Origin of the sequence: Dyella sp. 333MFSha (genome assembly GCF_900102405.1) — a bacterium.
GTDB lineage: Bacteria > Pseudomonadota > Gammaproteobacteria > Xanthomonadales > Rhodanobacteraceae > Luteibacter > Luteibacter mycovicinus.
Genome location: NZ_FNBR01000002.1, coordinates 699,527 through 720,103, shown reverse-complemented (window position 1 = coordinate 720,103; position 20,577 = coordinate 699,527). Strand labels below are relative to the sequence as shown.

At 66.1% G+C, this 20,577-nt stretch carries 17 protein-coding genes; 4 read left to right on the top strand and 13 right to left on the bottom strand.

Annotated elements, in window-relative coordinates; genetic code table 11:
* Window positions 1-92 precede the first annotated feature (92 nt).
* The 5 genes from ubiE to BLT40_RS10490 all read right to left on the bottom strand — a co-directional run bounded on the left by ubiE (window position 93) and on the right by BLT40_RS10490 (window position 8,951).
* On the bottom strand, window positions 93-842 hold the full coding sequence (gene ubiE / locus BLT40_RS10510; RefSeq protein WP_090352911.1) for a bifunctional demethylmenaquinone methyltransferase/2-methoxy-6-polyprenyl-1,4-benzoquinol methylase UbiE: 750 nt from the start codon (window positions 840-842) through the stop codon (window positions 93-95).
* A gap of 67 nt (window positions 843-909) precedes the next feature.
* Window positions 910-4,119 (bottom strand): dermonecrotic toxin domain-containing protein, encoded by a 3,210-nt coding sequence (locus tag BLT40_RS10505; protein ID WP_090352908.1) that lies wholly within the window; start codon window positions 4,117-4,119, stop codon window positions 910-912.
* A gap of 91 nt (window positions 4,120-4,210) precedes the next feature.
* A complete protein-coding gene (plsB, locus tag BLT40_RS10500) occupies window positions 4,211-6,811 on the bottom strand; it encodes a glycerol-3-phosphate 1-O-acyltransferase PlsB (RefSeq protein WP_051943221.1) in 2,601 nt (866 codons plus the stop codon).
* Window positions 6,812-6,843: 32 nt separating this feature from the next.
* A complete protein-coding gene (locus BLT40_RS10495) occupies window positions 6,844-7,815 on the bottom strand; it encodes a hypothetical protein (protein WP_090352906.1) in 972 nt (323 codons plus the stop codon).
* A 218-nt stretch (window positions 7,816-8,033) separates the two neighbouring features.
* Window positions 8,034-8,951: a 5'-nucleotidase, lipoprotein e(P4) family gene (locus BLT40_RS10490; RefSeq protein ID WP_090352904.1), complete on the bottom strand. Its 918-nt coding sequence runs from the start codon at window positions 8,949-8,951 to the stop codon at window positions 8,034-8,036.
* Between the two features lie 146 nt (window positions 8,952-9,097).
* Here BLT40_RS10490 and BLT40_RS10485 point away from each other — a divergent pair, with 146 nt between their 5' ends.
* A complete protein-coding gene (locus BLT40_RS10485; protein ID WP_036109691.1) occupies window positions 9,098-10,117 on the top strand; it encodes an AI-2E family transporter in 1,020 nt (339 codons plus the stop codon).
* A 48-nt stretch (window positions 10,118-10,165) separates the two neighbouring features.
* Complete coding sequence (locus BLT40_RS10480; protein WP_079522308.1) at window positions 10,166-11,185, top strand: AI-2E family transporter; 1,020 nt, start codon at window positions 10,166-10,168, stop codon at window positions 11,183-11,185.
* A 28-nt stretch (window positions 11,186-11,213) separates the two neighbouring features.
* Here BLT40_RS10480 and BLT40_RS10475 read toward each other — a convergent pair whose 3' ends face one another.
* Window positions 11,214-11,657, bottom strand: a complete 444-nt coding sequence (locus tag BLT40_RS10475; RefSeq protein ID WP_079522306.1) for a lysozyme inhibitor LprI family protein — start codon at window positions 11,655-11,657, stop codon at window positions 11,214-11,216.
* 98 nt (window positions 11,658-11,755) lie between these two features.
* A complete protein-coding gene (locus tag BLT40_RS10470) occupies window positions 11,756-13,750 on the bottom strand; it encodes a UvrD-helicase domain-containing protein (protein ID WP_036109700.1) in 1,995 nt (664 codons plus the stop codon).
* Window positions 13,751-13,906: 156 nt separating this feature from the next.
* Here BLT40_RS10470 and BLT40_RS10465 point away from each other — a divergent pair, with 156 nt between their 5' ends.
* A complete protein-coding gene (locus BLT40_RS10465) occupies window positions 13,907-14,560 on the top strand; it encodes a thymidine kinase (RefSeq protein WP_079522304.1) in 654 nt (217 codons plus the stop codon).
* A complete protein-coding gene (locus BLT40_RS10460) occupies window positions 14,557-15,330 on the top strand; it encodes a hypothetical protein (protein WP_043696310.1) in 774 nt (257 codons plus the stop codon). The genes BLT40_RS10465 and BLT40_RS10460 overlap by 4 nt, the downstream gene beginning before the upstream one ends.
* An 11-nt stretch (window positions 15,331-15,341) precedes the next feature.
* Here the strand turns inward: BLT40_RS10460 and BLT40_RS10455 are convergent, their stop codons facing one another.
* From BLT40_RS10455 to BLT40_RS10430, 6 genes are all read right to left on the bottom strand, one after another.
* The gene (locus BLT40_RS10455; protein WP_090352901.1) at window positions 15,342-16,256 is read right to left on the bottom strand and encodes a PI-PLC domain-containing protein; all 915 of its coding nucleotides are present in this window, start codon (window positions 16,254-16,256) and stop codon (window positions 15,342-15,344) included.
* A gap of 95 nt (window positions 16,257-16,351) precedes the next feature.
* Window positions 16,352-17,164 (bottom strand): bifunctional DNA-formamidopyrimidine glycosylase/DNA-(apurinic or apyrimidinic site) lyase, encoded by an 813-nt coding sequence (gene mutM, locus BLT40_RS10450; RefSeq protein ID WP_090352899.1) that lies wholly within the window; start codon window positions 17,162-17,164, stop codon window positions 16,352-16,354.
* A gap of 45 nt (window positions 17,165-17,209) precedes the next feature.
* On the bottom strand, window positions 17,210-17,701 hold the full coding sequence (locus tag BLT40_RS10445) for a hypothetical protein (RefSeq protein ID WP_090352897.1): 492 nt from the start codon (window positions 17,699-17,701) through the stop codon (window positions 17,210-17,212).
* A gap of 1 nt (window position 17,702) precedes the next feature.
* Entirely contained in the window at window positions 17,703-19,049 is a 1,347-nt protein-coding gene (locus BLT40_RS10440) for a GldG family protein (RefSeq protein WP_090352895.1), read from the bottom strand.
* The gene (locus BLT40_RS10435; protein WP_036109718.1) at window positions 19,049-19,804 is read right to left on the bottom strand and encodes an ABC transporter permease; all 756 of its coding nucleotides are present in this window, start codon (window positions 19,802-19,804) and stop codon (window positions 19,049-19,051) included. Before BLT40_RS10435 ends, BLT40_RS10440 begins: the two co-directional genes overlap by 1 nt.
* Window positions 19,801-20,529 (bottom strand): ABC transporter ATP-binding protein, encoded by a 729-nt coding sequence (locus BLT40_RS10430; protein WP_090352893.1) that lies wholly within the window; start codon window positions 20,527-20,529, stop codon window positions 19,801-19,803. The genes BLT40_RS10435 and BLT40_RS10430 overlap by 4 nt, the downstream gene beginning before the upstream one ends.
* Window positions 20,530-20,577 lie beyond the last annotated feature (48 nt).

The following is a 20,577-nucleotide window of genomic DNA, read 5'->3' as shown; positions in this document are numbered from 1 at the left end:
ACGGAGATATGTCCCCGTGCTCACCGACTTCCGGTCAGTGCTGCGACAGCGACCGCGTCGGGATAAACCTCGTCAGAACGAGCCCCGCGCTTTCAGAGCTTATAAGCGCGATGGATGGCGACGATGCCGTTCGTCAGGTTGCGAACTTCCACGTGGCCGAAGCCGGCCTTCAGCATCATGCCTTTCAGGGTTTCCTGGTCGGGATGTTTGCGAATCGACTCCGCCAGGTACTGATAGCTGTCGGCATCGTTGGCGAACAGCTTGCCCAGGCGGGGCAGGATGCGGAACGAATGCACGTCGTAGAGTTTCGAGAGGACGGGACTCTGCACCCTGGAAAATTCCAGCACGAGCGCGCGGCCGCCGGGCTTGAGAATACGATGCATGTCCGCTAGCGCCTTGTCCTTGTCGGTGACATTGCGCAGGCCGAAAGCGATCGTCACCGCATCGAAGCTGTTGTCGGGAAACGGCAGCGCCTCGGCATTCATTTGCGCCCAGCGCAAGCCGGAGACGAGTCCGCGATCGGTGAGGCGATCGCGGCCGACGCCGAGCATCGCCGCATTGATGTCGCCGACCACCACCTCACCATCGTCGCCCACGACGGGTTTCAGCAGGGCGGCGATATCCCCCGTGCCACCCGCGAGATCGAGCACGCGGTCACCACGACGCACGCCGCTCACCGCCACGAAATGGCGCTTCCACAGGCGGTGGATGCCGAACGACATGAGGTCGTTCATCAGGTCGTAGTTTCGGGCGACCGAGGTGAACACCTGGCCGACGAGCCTCTGCTTGTCGGCGACAGGGACGTCGCGGAAACCAAAGTGGGTGGTATCGGTCTTTTCCATGCGGCGATGGTACCCCGGTTGCCGCCCCCCGGCGAGCGCAGGGCTCGTCGGGAAGCGGCGGGCGCGGTCACGGCAAGGCCTGGCGTCCCGCGGTGAAGTCGCCCGGCTCAAGGCCGAGGAAGTTGATGGAGAACCCCGTGTCGGGCTGGATCACATAGGTGATTTCCGCCCCACGACGATCCTCGATCACCCGGATGGCCGGCCCGCCGTTCGGTCCCGGACGGTGCCGGTAGCGGTCCAGGTGCACTTCCACCCACTCCTGTGACCGCGCACCCGGCACGTTGCCCGTGGCCATCCCGGCGACGCGTGCCGCGGGCGGTGTGCGTGTCGCCGGCAGGCCGCGCAGCCCGGTGCCCGGCGACACCTGCAGCGGAATCACCTGCGAGCCGTTGCCGAGGGCGCCGTAAAAGCCCGCCGGGTAGTGAAACAGTGAGTTCGGCCATTCGCCCGGATTCAGCACGCGCCACGAGGCGCCGGGGCCCGGTTGCGCGCCGAGGGGCAGGGGCTCGGTCGGTGCGCCGCGGGCCGTGCGGAGCGCGTCGTTCCACGCCGTCCGCTGGCGCAGCGTGACGAAGCGGGGGTGCGGCTGCGACGTGACATCCCAGACGATCAGATTGGCTTCTCCCGCGCTGCGCAGCCGTTGTGCGAACGACTGCTCGAACGTCCAGCGCTGGAAGTCGCTCAGACCGGCAAGTTCCTGGCCGGTCACGCCGCGCGAGGCGGGTTGCGGGAATGCCGCGTCGTCCACCCAGCCGCCCCGTAGCCCCATGCCCGTGCGCAGGCGCCAGCCGCCGTAGGCCAGAGGCTCGATGGCCGGGCCTGCGAACGCCGCGTCGAGGGCATTCGGGCGGGCGAGCCGCCACGTACCGGAGGCCGCGTCATGGCGAATTTCGAAGACGGACTCCTGCTGGCGGATGTAGCGCCGGCCGTGTAGCCGGTGCACGCCGAGAGCGTCGGACGGTATGCCGGAGAGATCGATATCCCGGGTCGCATAACGAGGATCGAGCCGCTGACGCGTGTCCGTCAGGCGGAGGCCGGCATCCAGGCTGCGCAGCCCGCCTGCTGGCGGACGCAGCGACAGGCGTGGACGCAGCGCCTTGCCGAATCCCGCTCCCCAGCCGGCGACATGCAGCGATGCGGTATAGGCTTCCGTAAAATCGACGAATGCCTGGTGGCGGTCGCCCGCCTTGACGTTATCGTAGAAACGCCAGGTGGCGCGCAGCGCCTGGCCGACAGCGCTGAGCGAGTCCTCGACCAGTGCTTCCGGGCCGCGAAACGCACGCAGAACGACCGCCAGCGTGTCGGTGATCGACTCCCTGTCCGCCTGGTCCGTGCTGCGACCGATCCAGGCGACGTCACGGGCCTGGCGTTCCACCTCCGCGTCGAAGAGTGCGGTACGGACGTCGCCGTCGACGTCGCGTTCCTCGAACCGGGCCTCGGTAAGGGTGCCACGGCCGTCACCGGCGGCCGAAAGCACCCAGTGCGAACGGCGGGTCGTTTCCGAGATGCGGAACCGACGTCCGCCCCCCTGGGGCACGGGCTCGCTGAATTCCGCCGGCAGCCGCTGCAACAGGTATTGCTCGAACGCCTTGGCATAGAACAGCTGCCGTCCCGCCGTCGCACGGTCGCTGAATTCGTGAAAAGGCCGGCCATCGGGTGCATCGGGGGTGTAGATCACGACGCGCGGTGAACTTGCCGGATCGTGGACGCCGATGATGAGCACATCGCTGACAGCGGCGCCGCGATAGACCAGCTGTCGCACCGTGACACGGTGACCGCCGACGCGACGGCGCGCCGCCGCGGAGGGAGCGTCCAGTACGGCTTCCACCAGGCGATAGCCGCGTTCCTCGTGGTCGTCGAGGAAGACCGGTGTCTCGCCGCGAAGGTAGGTCGCCATGCGCGCGGACGCCGCTTCGACACGTATCCGCGCCTGCTGCAGACGCATGGTCGACTGGCGGAACGCGCGTCCGGCGGGATCGCTCATGCGCGCGCGCAGATAAGCCTCATAACGCGGAGCGAGATCGAGACGGCGGGCGATATCCCTGATGGTGGCGATGTCGGGCGCTCGCACCCCGTCGGGTAAGGCGGTCGAGACGACACGAAGGCGCCGTGCATCGATGTGGCCGGTGTTGCGCAAGGCGAAAGCGGCCAGGCTCATGCGCGTAACGGGGGCGGCTGGCGCGGTCCCCAGCGCGGGGACCGTGAGCGCTTCGCTTCCGGAGGCTTCGATCCCGATATCGTCGGGGTCGATCGGGAAGCCGCGGGAAGCCAGCGCGGACGCGAGCTCCGTCCGCGTCCACGTGGCCAGCGTCGACGGTGCTTCGCCATCCTGTCGCGTGGCGTCACCGGAGAGCGTGCTGGCGTGGCGGTAGGCGCTGACGGCGTCACGCCAGCCCTGTGCCACGTCCGCCGGCACACGGGCGAGGCGCTCCTCGTTCAGCGCCACCGCGAGGCGCGTTTCGCGCTGGCCGAGGATGGCGAAGACGTCGACCGTTACCGACAGATCGAGCGCGGACGAGGTTTCGTCGGCCACCGCCGCCGGCGTGGGAGCATCGGTCGACGATGGCCACGCGTCCGTGAGTTCACTTTTCTGCAGGGCTACTAGCGATTGCGCCATCGCATCGAACACGGGACCCTCGATGGGGGCCGATCCGACGAACCGCCCGTTGGCGATCACGCGCTGCGTGTCGTCGGCGCGCAATCCCGGAAGTTTTCGCTGGGCGGCAAGCCGCTCGCGCATCATCGTCTCGGTCTGCGCGTGCAGTTGCTCGAGGCTGGTGAAGGCGTCCCACCCGCGATCGGGCAGGAAGCGAAGAACGGTGTCGGGATGGTTGCTGTCGAGCAGGACAACCGCACCGGCACAGGCGACATCGCCGATGAGCAGCGAGCGCGCCTCCATGCCGGGCGGCGGCAGGCCGTCGGCCGAGCGCGCGAAGCGCGTGGCGAGCTCGACGGCGAGCGCTCCCAGCGTGTCGTCGCTACGGCGAACGATGGCTTCGTCGCGCATGATCGCCGCAAGCCGGGTGGCGAGTGCGGCGACACGCGTCACGGGAGCCGTTCCCGGCGCATCGTCGACGGCTTGTCGCCAGTAAGCGTCCAGCCCGACGAGGTAGGCGTCGCGGCTCTCGGTCGTGAGAGACGTGGGCAGTGCCGGCAGCGCATCCTGCTGCCGGCCTAGCCATGTCTGGGCGTCTGTCATGCGCTGGAGGGCATCGATGGCCTCCTGCTGGGTGCTGCTGACGACGGCAGGCGGCGCCTGCGGCGGAGTCGTATCCATGGTGCGTCCTTTGCGTGGGGAATCCCGAGCAAAGGTTAAGCAGACCGCCCGCCGACATCTGTCCCCATTGAGAGCGACAGCGTGTCGGCGCTTACTCCGCTGGATGTTCCCGGTGGCGGATCGTTTCGTTCGCCACGTGCCGCTCGTGCAGCGACTCGGCGGTGGTTTCGCCGGGATCGCTCGGCGGGCGGGCGTCCAGATCGCGGTCGTTTTCGCCGCCGGGGGTGATCTTCAGGATCGAATGGCGCACCTCGCGAGCGAGGATGACGCGTGCGTCACGCACCATGTCTTCCAGCGCGTCGCTGAAGTCGAGTTTGCCGGCGTTGTCGGTCCATACGACCTTGACCTCGCGCAGCTTCTGGATGAATCCACGGAACAACGCCTTGTCGAAGAACTCCGGCGCGGACAGCTCATTGAGCAGGCCGAGGCGCTGAGCGGTAAGCGTACACGCGGTTTCGAGTTCGCCCGAGCTCATCGTGTGCGGACCGTTCTTCACCAGCGCGGCGATGGCGATGTAGTAACGCTCGAAGGCCTGCAACATGCTGCGTGCGATGACACGCAGCTGATAGGAGCCGTCGTCCTGGCCGGGCCCGCGTTCGAGCACGCGGCCTTCGGCGCTGGACTCGAGGATGCCGCGGCGCACGAAGAACTCGATCGTTTCCTGGATCTGCGTGGCGAAACCGTCCTGATCCCAGGGCAAGAAAAGCTCGCCCTGGATGAACGGATAAATGATCCGGCCCAGCCGGATGACCGACGAACGGGACATGCGGCGGTTGTTGAGGAAGCACGCCGCCACCCAGGCGGCGGCCGCATTGAGGTGAAGAACGTTGTTGCGGAAGTAGGAGAGCAGCACCGCCTGCTCGTCGTCGGTGACCAGCACGTCGCCAAGCGGGTGCCTGACGCGACGGATCCAGCCCATCTGCTCGCCGTACGCGATGATGCCCTGTGGATTCATGGGCGTGATCGTGACGCGATCCGAATAAGGCAGTTCGATGAACATCGCCTTGGTCAGCTCGAGCTGCGCGAGCAGGTCGTTTTCCGCCATCGCGTGCTTGGGCGTCGCCAGCAAGGCGAGCGCAAGCAGGTTGATCGGGTTGACGTCCGCTGCGCGGTTGATGTTGATCTGGATGCGGTCGGCGAGATCGTCGACCACGCTGTTCATCCATTCCGGTTTGACATCCGGATCCGCGGTCGTCGCGCGCCAGTCGGGCGCGACGGCATCGAGCATCGGGGTGAGTTCGATGGGCTCACCGAAGTTAAGCGTGACGTGGCCATAGCGCTGACGCAGCACCTTGAGTCCGCGGATCAGTCCGAGCAGCGATTCCTTTTCCTTGGGCTTGCCGGACAGTTCGCCGATGTACGACTTGCCCTCCATCAGCTTCTCGTAACCGATATAGACCGGCTGGAACAGCACGGGGCGGCGCGGCGCACGAAGGAACGCCCGCAGCGTCATCACCAGCATGCCCGCGCGCGGGGCAAGCAGCCGTCCGGTACGCGAGCGGCCGCCTTCGATGAAGTATTCCAGCGGAACGCCGCGATCGACCAGTTGCGCGAGGTATTCGTTGAACACCACGGAATAAAGTGCGTTTCCCTTGAAGCTGCGACGCAGGAAGAACGCGCCGCCGCGACGCAGTATCGGTCCGACCACGGGCAGGTTGAGATTGACGCCGGCAGCGATGTGCGGCGGCACGACGCCGGAGTGATGCAGCTGGTACGAAAGCAGCAGGTAGTCGGTGTGACTGCGATGGCAGGGCACGTAGATCACTTCATGACCCGGCGCGGCGGCGCGTGCCTTGTCGAAGTGGTGCATGGCGATGCCGTCGTAGAGCTTGTTCCAGAAGTTCGCGAGCAGGAACGAGGACGAACGCACGACGGGATGCGAGTAGTCGGCCGAGATCTCCAGGGCGAAATCCCGCGCGCGGCGCTGCGCTTTCGCCAGCGTGATGTTTTCCTTGCTCGCTGTGGCGGCGATGGCGTCGCGCACCGGCTCGGTGTTGAGCACGGCGTCGACGACGGTGCGTCGATGCGACAGATCGGGGCCGATGACCGCCGCGCGGATGCGACGGAAGTGCGTACGCAGCACGCGGGCGATCTTGCGCGTCAGACGTTCCGGCGTGAGACCGCGCGATTCGTCGAGCACCGAGCGCAGCGATACGGGCGCCGAAAAGTGCACCACCGTATCGCGTCCGTTGAGCAGCAGCGCCAGCATGCGCCGGAAACGTCCCACGACCAGCCAGTTCTCGGCGAAAAGCACGCTGAACCAGCCGCTCTCACGGTTGGGCGCGCGACCGACGTAGATGGAGACGGGGACGATCTGGATGTCGCGCGAGGGATCGTCTTCGATCGCCCGGATGAGCTGACCGATGGGCTCCTTCGGACCACGGGCATCCGTACGACCGAACAGCCAGCCATGACGGCGACTGAGCGAGAACACCGAGCGACGGCGGCGCCCCGGCAGATCGAGCAATTGCATCGGGCTCGGCAAGCCGGCCTCGCGGCACGCGCGCTCCAGGATCAGCGCGTCCGAGGTGCCATCGCGCTCGATGGCGTAACACACGGCCGCCCCGCTCCTGAGTAACACGGCGGGTTCGGCGGGCTCGCGTTTGATCCGCACCCAGGGTTCGAGAAGCCGCCCCAGCAGCTTGAACCACCAGGGCGAACGGGCGACATGGACGTGCGGATCCGCACTCATCGGAATTTCTGACATCGTGGGATTGTACGGCTTCAGCGGCCCCGGGCGACCGCGACGGGTGCGCCTGGGCTTCGCGTGGGAGGAGCGGCCGTGCTCGCCGGGGCAGGCGCGGTGGCCGATGGCGCTGGCGGCGCAAGGCGCGCGTGGTCGTCGCGGACGCGCTGCAGCAGATCGCTGTCGTACCACCGCCCATCGAGCAGAACGAGGGTCGCGTCGGTCTGGATCGGCTTGTCGAGCAAGGTGTAAGTGATCGTGACGTGCGCCGATCCACCGCTGTTTTCCAGCGTATCGATGCTAACGGAGTCGAAGCTCTTGTCGACCGACAGGCCATAGACATCGAGCAGGCGTTTGAAGCCGAACCAGGCGGTCGACCATGTCGCCATGGATTGCTCGAACGTCATCTGGTGCAGCGCGTCAGGCGTGGACAGGCCAGCCTTGCGAGCCGTGTCGACCAACACGCCGATGGCTTCCTTCGCGCGGGCCTGATCGCCCCAGGCCACCGTCTGCGTCCACGGGGCGATGACGTTGACCGCCTCCCGGAGCTGCCGCTTCTGCGGCACGGTGAGGTCCTTGGCCTGATCGATCGCCGTGAGCGCCATCGACTGGCCCACACCGGAAATCAGGGGCATCTGGTCTTTATAGTCGCGATCGAAGCGTACGAGGGTCGGACGCAGGTCGGCGAACAGTTTCTTCTCCGCGTCCGGATCGGTCAGGCGTTTCACACCGGCCTCGAACTTGGCGCGGTCGTCCGGATCCATCGGCGCCTCCGCTTCGTTTCGACGCGGCCAGTCCTTGCGCAGATTTTCGAAGTCGGCCGGCGGGAGTGCGTGCTTCCAGAACAGGTCGAACTTGCCGTCGCGGATCAGGGCGAGCGACTCGCGTGTGGCGTCTTCGGGTGAGCCACCGCCGGGCGTGCCGGCCGTTTCCGCTTTTTTCTTGTCGCAGGCGGCGACAAGCGCAAGCAGGGCCAGAAGGACCGGTACGAGCAGGAGGGGGCGGCGCATAGGGGAGGGCTTCTCGCGTCTCGGCACAGCGGGGACGGGGAGCGTACAAGAAAAAACCCCGGAGACTCATCGTCTCACGGGGTTATCCAGCCCGAAGCCGGAAAGGGAAATGGCCTTGCCCGCATTGCTTTTGGCGCCACGGGTTTCGGCAAGAGGGATGATAGTTGGACGACATTGCTAAAGCAATACGTCACAAACATCTATCTAAGTGCCTGATTTTACTTGATGCGAAGCGCGTCGATCTTCTTCTGGCGGCGCTCGGCACGGGGCAGATCGTAGTCGTTGTCGAACAAAGCGGGCTCCCACGAGCCATAGGTCGGGTTCGGCAAGACGAACCAGCGTTCGCCGATCCATGCCGTGTAGGGTGCCATGGCCCTGGTCCGGCCTTCGTCGTTGTTGCCGGGGATGCTGGTGAAATCGCCGATCTGATCGCCGAACTGCATCAGCACGCGATAGTTCTTTGCCACCAGCTGACGGCGGCAGCTCTTCTCGCTGCCGGCCTGCTCGCAGCCTTCGACGAACGTCCCGAGGCCCAGGAACGATGCCTTGCCGGCCACCGGGAAGCCGGCCGAGCGCAGGTTGGCCAGGGTCGCCTCGTCCAGATCCTTGGCACGGTTGGACACGTAGAAGACGGCGACGCCGTGGTCCGCGGCGAAACGGGTGAACTCCACGGCGCCGGGCAGCGCACGGGCGGCCGCTTCTCTGCACCAGTCGGCCCAGGCGGCCTCGTTGAATTCACCGCCGGAGCGGATGAGACGCGCCTGATAGGGTGAGTTGTCCAGCACGGTCTCGTCGATGTCGAGGATCACGGCCGGCTTCAGGCCCTTGAGCGAGGGGTGCACCGCGCGGTCGTCCCGGGGCAGGGCGTCCCAGTTTGGATCCTGCTTCGCTTTGAGAATTTTCTCTTGTGCATTGCGGAACGTCTGCACGTAGATGAAGTCGTGCTCGCTGGCGCGCTGGGACCAGGCCACCGCGTTGAGATTGTCGTCGGCGGCGACGCCGGCCGTGGCCGGTGCCTCGACGGCGGCGGCAGGCGCCGACACCGCCGTCGGTGTGGACGCGGCGGGACGCTGCGCCTGCGCGCAGCCCGCGAGAGCGAGAGCGGCCGCGAGCGCGACCGGAGCGAACTTCATCATGAAAACCCCTTGTGGATCGGGTATCGGCACCCGAGGGGCGGCGATTCTCCACGGAGTTTACGACAGCCTGACGACGAGGCGCACGCCTCTGGCGCTGTGGCCCCGCGTACTGACAGACTGCGGTCTCACACACGACGAGGTCGTCCATGGACGCTTCCACCCCACGGACCCGCGCCGTGCGCATCGCCAGTTACGTCGCCGCCGCGGTCGGGCTGTTGCTCATTCTCCTGCTGCGTCTCTTGCCGGCGTTGCTTGCCGGCCTGCTCGTCTACGAAATGGTCGTATCCACGGCGCCGCTCATGGGACGTCGCCTTCCCGGCGACCGTGCGCGCGTGCTCGCCGTCGCGGTGATAGGCGTGGTCGTGGTGGGGTTGCTCACATTGCTGATCCTGGGCGGCATCAGTTTCTTCCGCAACGAGATCGGCAACCCGCAGGAGCTCTGGCAGGATCGCCTGATGCCGCTCGTCGAACGGGCGCGCCAGCAGTTGCCGGCGGCCATCGTCGATCGTCTTCCCGACAGCGTCGAAGCGCTGCGCTTCACGGCGATGGACTGGGCGCGCTCCCACGCCGTGACACTGCAGCTGGCAGGGAAGGAGGCGGCGCGCGTACTCGTGCATATCCTCATCGGCCTGATCCTCGGCGCCATCGTCGCGCTGAGCCGCACCCGCCCCACGCATCAGGTGGGGCCGTTCGCCGCCGAACTGTCGCTCCGCAGCGCGCGCCTGGCGGACGCGTTCCACAACATCGTGTTTGCGCAGATCAAGATATCCCTGGTCAACACCGCGTTCACGGCGATCTACCTGCTCTGCATCCTGCCGTTGTGCGGTGTGCACCTGCCGCTGACCAAGACCCTGATCATCGTCACCTTCATCGTCGGCCTGCTGCCGGTGATCGGCAACCTGCTGTCCAACACGGCGATCACCATCGTCGGCCTGTCCGTGTCCCTTTACGTCGGCCTGGGTGCCCTGGTCTTCCTGATCGTCATCCACAAGCTGGAGTACTTCCTCAACGCGCGTATCGTCGGCACCCAGATCCGGGCCCGCGCCTGGGAGCTGCTGGTGGCCATGCTGATGTTCGAGGCCGCCTTCGGCCTGCCCGGCGTGGTCGCGGCCCCCATCTTCTATGCCTACCTCAAGTCTGAACTCGAAGCGGAACGCTTGATCTGACGTTCATCTCCTTGCTGGTGGAATCGCCGCCAGTTCAAGGAGTTCCGTATGATCCGCACGCCTGGAGATTCCCGCGCCGTCCGCATCGCCACCTACGTCCTCGCGGCGCTGGCGTTGTGGGGCGTGCTGATGCTGCACCTGGTTTCGGCCCTCCTGGCCGGCCTGCTGGTCTATGAGGTCGTCGAGGCGCTGACGCCGTTGATCCGACGGGTGATCCCCGGCGAGCGTGCGCGCCCGATCGCCGTGGGTGTCGTCACGATCATCGTGGTGGGGGCGATCATCCTGCTGGTGTTCGCGGCGCTCAGCTTCTACCGGCGCGATATCGGCGATCCCCAGGAACTGTGGGACAGCAAGCTGGTGCCCTTGCTCGACAAGGCGCACGAGCAGCTGCCGGCCTGGCTGACCACCCGCCTGCCGGACAGCTTCAACGATTTCCGATCGCAAGGCATGGGATGGGCGCATGAGCACGCGGGCGACCTGAAGCTCGTGGGCACGACCGCGGCGCGTGTCATGGCGCATATCCTGATCGGTCTCGTGCTGGGTGCGATCGTTGCCGTATCGCACGGGGCCGGTGGCCGTCCGGCCAAACCCCTGGCCTTCGAACTCTCGACGCGCACGATGCGCCTGGCTCAGGCCTTCCACAACATCATCTTCGCCCAGCTGAAGATCTCGGCGATCAACACGGCGCTCGCGGCGTTGTTCCTGCTGGTGGCGTTGCCGATTCTCGGCATCCATGTGCCGCTGGCGAAAACGCTGGTGGCGGTGACCTTCGTCGTCGGGTTGCTGCCCGTCGCGGGCAACCTGATTTCGAATACGCTGATCGTCGTCGCGGCGCTCTCCGTCGGACTCTGGGTGGGCGTCGCGGCGCTGGTCTTCCTCGTGGTCGTCCACAAGCTCGAATATTTCCTCAACGCGAAGATCGTCGGCGGGCAGATTCGTGCGCGGACGTGGGAGTTGCTGATCGCGATGCTGGTGTTCGAGGCGGCGTTCGGCATTCCGGGTCTTGTGGCGGCTCCTATTTACTACGCCTACCTGAAGAGCGAGCTGGAGGCGGAGCGGCTTATCTGATCCGCTCCTTCCCTGAAACCGAGGCTAGCTAGTCGCCGATGGAAAATAAATAATTTTCCAGAACGTTCGCGCGCTCGCAGTACCTGAATAGCTCGGCATTGGCTACGTCAACATTGGCGACCTGATTGGTGCCGCCGATGGCAGTCTCGGCAGCTACCGTTTTGACGTTGAAATCCAGCCATGCACGCTCGGCTACCTTGACGGCCTCCCTGGTTCTGTCGTCCAGCTTCCTCATCAACTGCCCGTAGGCCTTGTTGAGACGAGCGTCCTGGATACTTCGCTCCGATGCGAGGCATTTTCCAAGCAGTGCCTGGTCGAGGCCGGCGTTATCAACGCACGCATAGAGCGCTTCTGTGATTCCTTTCGGCGCACTGCGGCGCATTGCCTGAGCCGTACGACTTTCAGCGTCGAAGGCGGAGGTCCCAAACGTAAGAACCGTCATGCACAGGGCTAGCAAAATACCTGTCTTCATCTTTCGTTTCTTCCATGCGTTCGCCGGTTAACGTTATCTGGCAGCCATCCACGCGGTACATCGGCTTCGCCTCGAACGACCTGCCGGATTCGCAGTTGTTATCCACCGCCCGCCAGCATCGCCCTGATGCGCGCGATATGCGTATCGGCCGCTTCTTTTTTCACCTCGGCATCCGCATCCGGGTCCTTGCCATCCCAGTGCAGATCGTCCTGGGGCAGTTCGTCGAGGAAGCGGCTCGGATCGTTCGACAGCACCTCGCCGTACTTGCGCGAGCGTGCCGAGAACGACAGCGTCAGCATTTCCTTGGCGCGTGTGATGCCTACATACATCAACCGTCGTTCCTCATCGAGACGGCCTTCGTCGATCGCGCCTTCGTGAGGCAGCGTGCCGTCTTCGCAGCCGACGATGAAGACGAAACGGAACTCGAGGCCTTTCGCCGAATGCAGCGTCATCATGCGCAACGCATTGCCCGGGTCGTCGCGATCCGCGTGGCTGAGCAGTGCGAGCTGCGCGGCGATATCGCCGGTGCGGCCGCCGTCCTTGCCCATCGCGCGGAACCAGTCGACCAGTTCGCGAAGGTTGCCGAGGCGGCGCTCGCGCAGCACTTCGTCCGTGGTGGATGCCGCGATCTGCGCGCCGTAACCCGTCTTTTCGATGACGGTGTTGACGAGGTCGGCCGCGCTTTCGTGCACGGCGTGGCTGCGTAACTCGTCCATCAGGCGGGCGAAGCTGGCCAGTGCCGAAGCGGGGCGGGCCGCGATGTTCTTCAGTGCGCTGTCACTGCGCGCGGCGTCCAGCAGCGAGGCATTGCGTGCCTGCGCCATCTGGCCGAGCTTTTCGAGCGACGTGGCGCCGATCTCGCGCTTGGGTACGTTGACCACGCGCAGAAACGCGGCGTCGTCGGTCGGGTTGGTCAGCAGGCGGAGGTAGCACAGGATATCCTTCACTTCCGCGCGATCGAGGAAGGACAGTGCGCCGCTCAGGTGATACGGGACGCGCGCGAGACGCAGCGCCTTCTCGATCACGCGCGCCTGAAAGTTGCCGCGGTACAGGATGCAGAAGTCATCCCAGCGGATGCCTTTGTCTTTGTACTTTTCATGCAGGCTGGCGGCGATCGAGGCGATGCGTTCCGCTTCGTGGTCGTTGTCCTTGCATTCCAGTACCCGGATGGGCGGGCCTTCGACGTGGTCGCTCCACAGTTTCTTTTCGTGGACGTGCGGGTTGTTGGCGATCAGCTGGTTGGCCGCGCGCAGGATGCGCTTGGCGCAGCGGTAGTTCTGTTCGAGCTTGATCACGCGCAGGTTGGTAAAATCGCGCCCGAGCTGGTCGATGTTTTCGGGGTTCGCGCCGCGCCACGCGTAGATGCTCTGGTCGTCGTCGCCCACGCAGGTGAAGCGTGCCTTGGGACCGGCGATGGCCTTGAGCAGACGATACTGCGCGTCGTTGGTGTCCTGGTATTCGTCGACCAGCAGGTAGCGCAGGCGCTCCTGCCAGATCGCGCGCGCCTCGTCGTCCGTCTCGAGGATGCGAAGAGGCAAGCGGATCAGGTCGTCGAAGTCCACCGCGTTGAAGGCGGCCAGGCGCTGCTGGTACAGGTCGTAGATGGTCGCCGCTTCGATCTCGCGCGGGCTGCGCGCCGAGGCCATGGCTTCTTCGGGTGTCAGGCCACCGTTCTTGGCCTTGCCCACCAGGTTGCGGATGCCCTGGATCACCTCGGGCTTGACGCCCTTGGGCGAAAGCTCCTTGATCATGTTGGCGCTGTCGTCGGCGTCGAGCACGGAGAAGCCGCGACGCAGCTGCGCGCGATCGTGCTCGATCTGCAGGAACTTCAGCCCCAGTGCGTGGAACGTGCACACGGTGAGCGCCTTCGCCGACTGTTCGGAGATCAGCCTGCCTACGCGCTCGCGCATTTCCTTCGCCGCCTTGTTGGTAAAGGTGATGGCGGCGATCTTCTCGGCCGCCAGGTGGCGTCGCGAGATCAGGTGCGAGATTTTTTCGGTGATGACGCGTGTCTTGCCCGAGCCGGCACCGGCCAGCACGAGAAGGGGACCGTCGCAGTACTCGACGGCCGCGTGTTGTTGCGGATTGAGCATCGGGATTCGGGCCGGAGAGGACAGGCGAACGAGGACGGGGATGGTATCAGGTGCGGAGGTCGGCGGACCCCGGACTCGTCACTCTCAACGGCGGCGAGACTGCCGTGGCGGGCACTTGGCGGTACCATGGCCGGTCACGTTCCGGACCGATCCCGTATGGCCAAGCTGTATTTCTACTATTCGGCAATGAATGCCGGCAAGACCACGACGCTGCTGCAGAGCGCGCACAATTACCACGAGCGCGGAATGCGCACGCTGATCCTGACCCCGGCGCTGGACAACCGTTACGGCGAGGGCATCGTCGCCTCGCGGATCGGCCTGCAGGCGCGGGCGCTGCGTTTCGCCGGCGAAGAGGACATCTTCGCCATGGTCGAGCGCGATATCGCCGCGCGTGGACCCTTGCACTGCGTGCTGGTGGACGAGGCCCAGTTCATGAGCAGGAACCAGGTCTGGCAGCTGTCCGACGTGGTCGACCGCCTCGGCATTCCCGTGCTGGCGTACGGGCTGCGCACCGACTTCCGGGGTGAGCTGTTCGAGGGCAGCCGGTATCTGCTGGCCTGGGCGGACAACCTGGAAGAGATCAAGACGATTTGCCATTCCGGTAAGAAGGCGACGATGGTGGTGCGCGTGGATGAACACGGCCGCGCCGTCACCCAGGGGCCGCAGGTTGAGATCGGCGGCAACGACCGCTATGTCTCCGTCAGCCGCGCCGAGTTCAAGAGCATTACCGGTGGTGAAGGCCGTATCGAGCTGCAGCAATCCGTGCTGCCGCTCGGCGAATCCGATTCCGACGAAGGAAAGCCCGCGTGACCGAGACGACGACCACCGCCGCCAGCTGGCCGCGCCCCCATTGGCAGCCGAGTAACGAGGAGGCGGTCCTGCTCTTCTTCGTCTTCGGCGCTTTCCCGCAGGATCTCGCCATCCCCGCTGCCCGCTATGGCAGCCCGGGCCTGCCCGAAGGTGTGGAGTTGCAGCGTTTTCAGAACGCCGTGCTGTCGCGCTGGGAGGGCTATCCGCTGTCCGGCGCTCTCGGCGACCTGCTGCGCGAAGATAGCCCCGAGGCCTTTGCCGCCGCCAAGGCGGCGCCGCATGTGGTGGCGATCCGCGGCCGCTTCCCGGACCGCGACAATCTCGACTACCTGCGTGACACCCTCGGCGTCGTCGCCGCGCTGACCGACATCGGTGGCAAGGCCGTCGTCGATCCGCAGATCCTGACCCTTTTCGATGCCGCCGGCTGGCGCGAGCACTACCTGGTCCAGGGTGGCGCGCCGACGCGGAATCACGTGCTGATTCTCTGCAGCCCTGAGGAAACCAAGGGGCGTTCGTGGATCCGTACGCGTGGCATGCGCAAGTTCGGTCGTCCGGATATCAGCCTGACCAACGTGCCCGATCGCGACATCGACCGCGCGGGCGCCTTGTCCGAGCGCTTCGTCGACCTCGGGGCGCTGGGCGCGCATTTCGAGCAGGATCAGACCGTCGAGGTCGATGGGGTGAAAGGTGGCCTGACCGTGGCTCTCTCCGGTGACGAGAGCGATCCGCTGTTCAACAACTCGCATGCGGCGATGCGCTGGCCTGACTGAGTCAGCGTGGTTCAGCGCGCGTCAGGTAGCCGATTGAGCCAGTCGACGAACGCCTGCGCATCGCCTTCGTCGTGGAAGTCGACGGCGACGTAGTTGGGCTTGCGCTTCGCTGCCGGAAGGCAGTAGTCGAGGTAACGGCGACGCAGCTCTTCAAAGGCGTTGTCGTGACCTGCGTGGTGTGCGACCGGTAAACCGTGGAAGTGATTCATGGTGAACAGCGGTCGCCAGCCCGGTTTGCCAGGGATGGACGTGCGGTCGAGGGGCTGTACGTCCGCATCCCACCGGCTGCGGCAGCTGCGGTCGTGGGTCAGCATCGTCATGCCCAGGCTCCAGTAGTTCTCAACGGTGTAGCGGACGGTCGGCATGATGTGTACGGTCCCGTGCGCGGTGAAGATCGCACCGCTGTTCGCTTCGTTGAGGCTGAAGATCAACAGGCGCTGGCCGCGGCTGATCAGCTCGCGATAGGTCGGCCATCGTTCGGTATCCCAGGTCGTGGGATCGAAGGTGACGCTCCCCAGGCGGGGAACACGTCGCAGCTCGGCTTTGAGTTGTGCCAGCGTGCTGAAATCCTCGAGCTGGAGCGTGATGACCGCCTCCGGATGGGTATCCAGGTAGGGCAGGATGGTCGCCTCCAGCAGCGTGGCGAACCGCTCGGTGCCGGGGCCGTAGGTGCACTTCGCATGACACAGTGCCACGCGTCCCTCGAACGGATGCAGGTCGAGCATGAACGCGCGTACGCCAGCCTCGAGTTGCTCGGCGATCGTGGTCCGCTGATTCCGAATCAGTCCGTTGCTGGTGAAGGCGTTGTGCGCGGTCAGCCACGTGTAGCGGTCGAACGGTTCGTCCAGGCCGAGGGTTTCCGTCGGGCCCGCAAGGGCCATCGGTGTAGCGATCGATGTCGCCACGGCGAACAGCAGTTTTTTCATGAGGGCATTCCCTGCCGCAGTAGGATAACTGTCAGCCTAGTGGCGTGCCCACGCGCTTCGGAGTCCGCGAAACGCTCGAAACGTTGTCGTCTTTTCTAATGCTGGCATGTAGGGCAATAGAACGACGCTCGCTGTCCGAGCGTCACGACCTTGATCGGCGTCGCGCAGGTTCGGCACGGCTCGCCGGCGCGTCCGTAAGCGAACAACTCCTGAAAGAAGTATCCGGGGGCGCCATCCGGCGCGAGAAAATCGCGCAGGGTGGTGCCCCCTCGTGTGATGGCGTACGCGAGAATCCGTTTGATCTCACTGGCGAGCTTCGCGTAGCGCTCGCGTGACACCTTGCCGGCGGCGCGGCGCGGATCGATTCCCGCAGCGAACAACGCCTCGCTGGCGTAGATGTTGCCGACGCCGACCACGACCGCGTTGTCCATGATGAAGGTCTTTACCGCGGCGCTGCGGCCGCGGGACAGTCGCCACAACACGTCACCGTCGAACGCGTCGGTCAGAGGTTCCGGACCGATACCTTCGAGCAAGGCGTGCGTCTCGCCGGGCATCTGCCACAGCAGCGCACCAAACCGGCGGGGGTCGGTAAAGCGCAGCACGCGATCGGATTCGAGCATCAGGTCGACGTGGTCGTGTTTGCCCACGGGCGTGTCGGGAGGAAGCACGCGCAGCATGCCGGACATGCCCAGATGGAACAGGGCGGTCCCCGCCTGTGTTCGCAGCAACAGGTATTTGGCGCGTCGGTCCACCGCTTCGATGACCTGCCCGGGCAGCAACGAGGAGATTTCCGGTGGAATCGGCCAGCGCAGGTCGGGTCGACGCAGCACGACGCCCGTCACGCGACGCCCTTCCAGGTGAGGTGCGATACCGCGACGGGTGGTTTCGACTTCGGGAAGTTCTGGCATGGGCCGAAGATGGGGGCTGTCGCGGCGGCTGGCAACCGCTGCCGGTCAGGGTGCCGGTGAGTCGTGGGTCGGCAGCGAGGCCGTGCGTGGTGCGCGCGGCAGGGCCTGAGCGGGTACGAAGGCGATCCGGTCGCCGACTTTCGCGTAGCGCTGCTTACCCAGGGCGGCCATGTCGCCGAACTCGACGCGGACGCCGTCGAGCACCAGCACGGCGACCGGCGGTGCCAGCCCGATTTTTGCCTCATCGAACGTCGAGGCTGGATTCCACGTTGCGACCGGCGTGGCGGCCAGTGAGGCGAGTTCGTCGGCACGGCCCTGATCGGCGATCCGGGTGCCATCGGTCAGCCACTGACCGTCGTGCCGTTCGAAACGCTGGGCAGGCGACCCCTTCAGGGTCAGCTCGACATGGCTCACCGTGTCCGGATCCAGCGCGGTAAGCAGGTGCGCGCGCGCATCGCTTTCATCCGCGCGCCATTGCCAGGCCACCGCGACGATCAGCGCGAGGACGGCGAGCAGGCCGATCAGTCGCGTGCGCACGTCAGCGTCTCCGTCTGCGCCAGGCGATGCCGACGCCGAGGCCGAGCAGCGTCACCGGCAACGCGATGAGGAAGCCGAAGCTGATGGCGTTGAGCCCTTCCTGCGACAACGAGATCACCCGGTCCGGTGCACCGCGCGTCGGCAGGTCGACCAGTACGTCGTCGCCGAGGAGCCAGTCGAGCACGCGTTCGCCGAGCGCGCGATTGCCGCCATTGCCGATGTACGTGTTGGACAGGAAGTCGCCATCGCCGATCACGACGGCGCGCTGCTCATTGCGATCGGGGCTGGGTGACAGTCGGTTCAGGGCGAAGCCGAAATCCAGCGGACCCTTGAGTTCACCCGCTTCCGGGTGGAAGGCGATCGTCGACGGTCTGGCGTTATCGATACCGCCGAAGGCCGTCCAGCTGCGCTCGCCCGAACGCAGGAAAGGCACCACGGCCCAGTCGTGGTCGGAGACCTGGGCCAGTCCCGATACCTGCGGGAAAAGGGTGCTTTCCCGGAACCCGCGAGTGATGGCGTGGAACGGGTAGTCGCCGAGCACGACCATCCGGGGATCGTTGACGTTGAGGGTGCTTCCCTGACCGTCGACGAGGACGCCCGGAAGCACACGCACGCCGAGCACGTCGGCCAGCGGACCGGTGCCGAGGTCTTCGTTACCCGGCTCGGTGAGCCAGAGCAGGTTGCCGCCGCCATGCACGTAGTCGACCAGCGCGGCGACGCTGTCCGCCGGAAGAGAACTCGTGGGGCTGGCGAGCACGACCAGGTCGGTGTGATCCGGCACCCCGCGCGTCTGGCTGAAGTTGAGCGGTACGGCACGAATGCCGCGGCGCTCCACCTGGGTCATGAACGTGCCCAGGTCCGCATTGGCGCGACCGTCGGGCTGGCGTTCGCCGTCGCCGGTGACGAACGCGACCACGCGTTCGCCGCCCCGGGCCAGCCGCTCCAGGGCATTCGACAGGTTGCGTTCGTTGATCGGGCTTTCGACCCGCTGCTCGCGGCCCTGATAGCGCACCAGCAGGGCGCCGTCGCCGGCGATACCGAGCTGGCGCGAGGCCGCCGGGTCGAGGTCGGGGTCGACGAAGGACAGCGTCAGATCTTTCTTTTCACGCGTATAGCGCTCGATGACGGCGGCGATCTGCTCGCGCAGTGGCCCGGTGGGCGAGAGGTAGCCGACCACCTCGACCGGGCCGTGCAGTGTGTCGAGCACGGCCACACTTTCCGGCGCGAGGCTGGCGCGCGCGCCTCGCGACCAGTCGGCCGTCCACGTGTGACGAGTGCTGAGGAAACCGATGCAACCGATGGCGACCAGCAGGCCGAGCAGGACGAGCCAGCGATCGAGGCGGCGCATTACTGGCGCTCCCGGTCGGCGCCGAGTCGGCGGATGGCGAGGATCAGTGACAGGGCGATGGCCAGTGCGAACCAGATGAGATCGCTGGAGACCACCAGCCCGCGAAGCAGGTTCTGCAGATGCGTGGCCATGGTCAGCCAGCCGAGGAAGCCGCCACTCAGGCCTGCCGCCTGAGCGCCCCGATCGATCGTCCAGAGGACGAGCGTCACGATGAGTGCCATCGCCGCGGCAATGGCAGGGAACGACGTCGCCGCGGAGCAGGCGAGGCCGATCGCGGCCAGTGTCGCCAGGAGCAGGGCCGTGCCCAGTGTCGCCGCGGCGAGCTTGCCCCAGTCGGCGGTGGATTCGGCACCAACCAGCAGGGGCATCGCCAGCGTGGCAAGCAGCCAAAGTGCCAGCCATCCGAGCACGGCGATGTATTTGCCCAGCACGATGCGTGTCGGTGACAGGCCCGTGGAGGCCAGCAGGGCGAGGGTGCCCGCGCGGCGTTCACCGGCGAGCTGGGTCATCGTCATCAGCGGGACCACCAGAAACGCGAGCTTGACCAGTTCCGCCAGCAGCGGAATGGCGACCAGATCCGTGAAGCCCGGCGCGTCGGCGATCCCCGCCAGCTTCACCTGCGCACCGAGAAATTGCCCGAGGCCCAGGACGAAGGTCCAGGCCAGCCAGGCGATGGTGAGTGCGGCGAGCGCCCATGCAAGCGGGCGGACAGCGAGGCGGCGCCATTCCAGGCGGGCGACGGCGGCGATGCTCATGCGCCGGCTCCCGTGGCGATGCCGAAGAAGATGGATTCGATATCGCCGCCGTGGTCGTCGTGCAGCGGAGCATCGTGGCGCAGGCGCCCTTCGTGAAGGATCGCCACGCGGTCGCACACGGCGACCACCTCACCGAGGACATGAGTCGACAGGATCACAGCGGCACCGGCGGCGGCCCGCTCGCGGATCAGTCGGCGCAGCTCGCCCACCTGCACCGGATCCAGTGCGTTGGCGGGTTCGTCGAGAATGATCAGCGCCGGGTCGTGGACGAGGGCGCAGGCGAGCCCGAGTCGCTGGCGCTGGCCCTGCGACAGGACCCCCGCGAGGCGCCTGCGAAGGTCGCCGAGCTGCAGGCGGGCGACGATCGTGTCCGCCGCGCGCTTTGCCACGGCCCGGCTGGCGCCGCGGAGCTGGGAAAACGCGATCAGGTGCTCGTCGACGGACAGCTCCGGCCACAGCGGGGCGCTTTCAGGCAGCCAGCCGAGCAGACGTCGCGCCATGGCCGGTTGCCGAACGAAATCCATGCCGTCCAGCTCGATATGTCCGCTGTCAGGGCGAAGGGCACCGGCGAGCATCGAAAGCGTGGTGGACTTGCCCGCGCCATTGACGCCGAGGAGGCCCAGGACTTCACCACGGTTCAGGCAAAACGACACCCCCTCGACGGCCAGGCGCCCGGCACGGCGTCTCGTAACGTCTGCGACATTCAGCAAACGGGCCGCGCTCATGCGGCTACGTCGCCGAACACCGCGTAACGCGCACTATCTTGCGAGCAA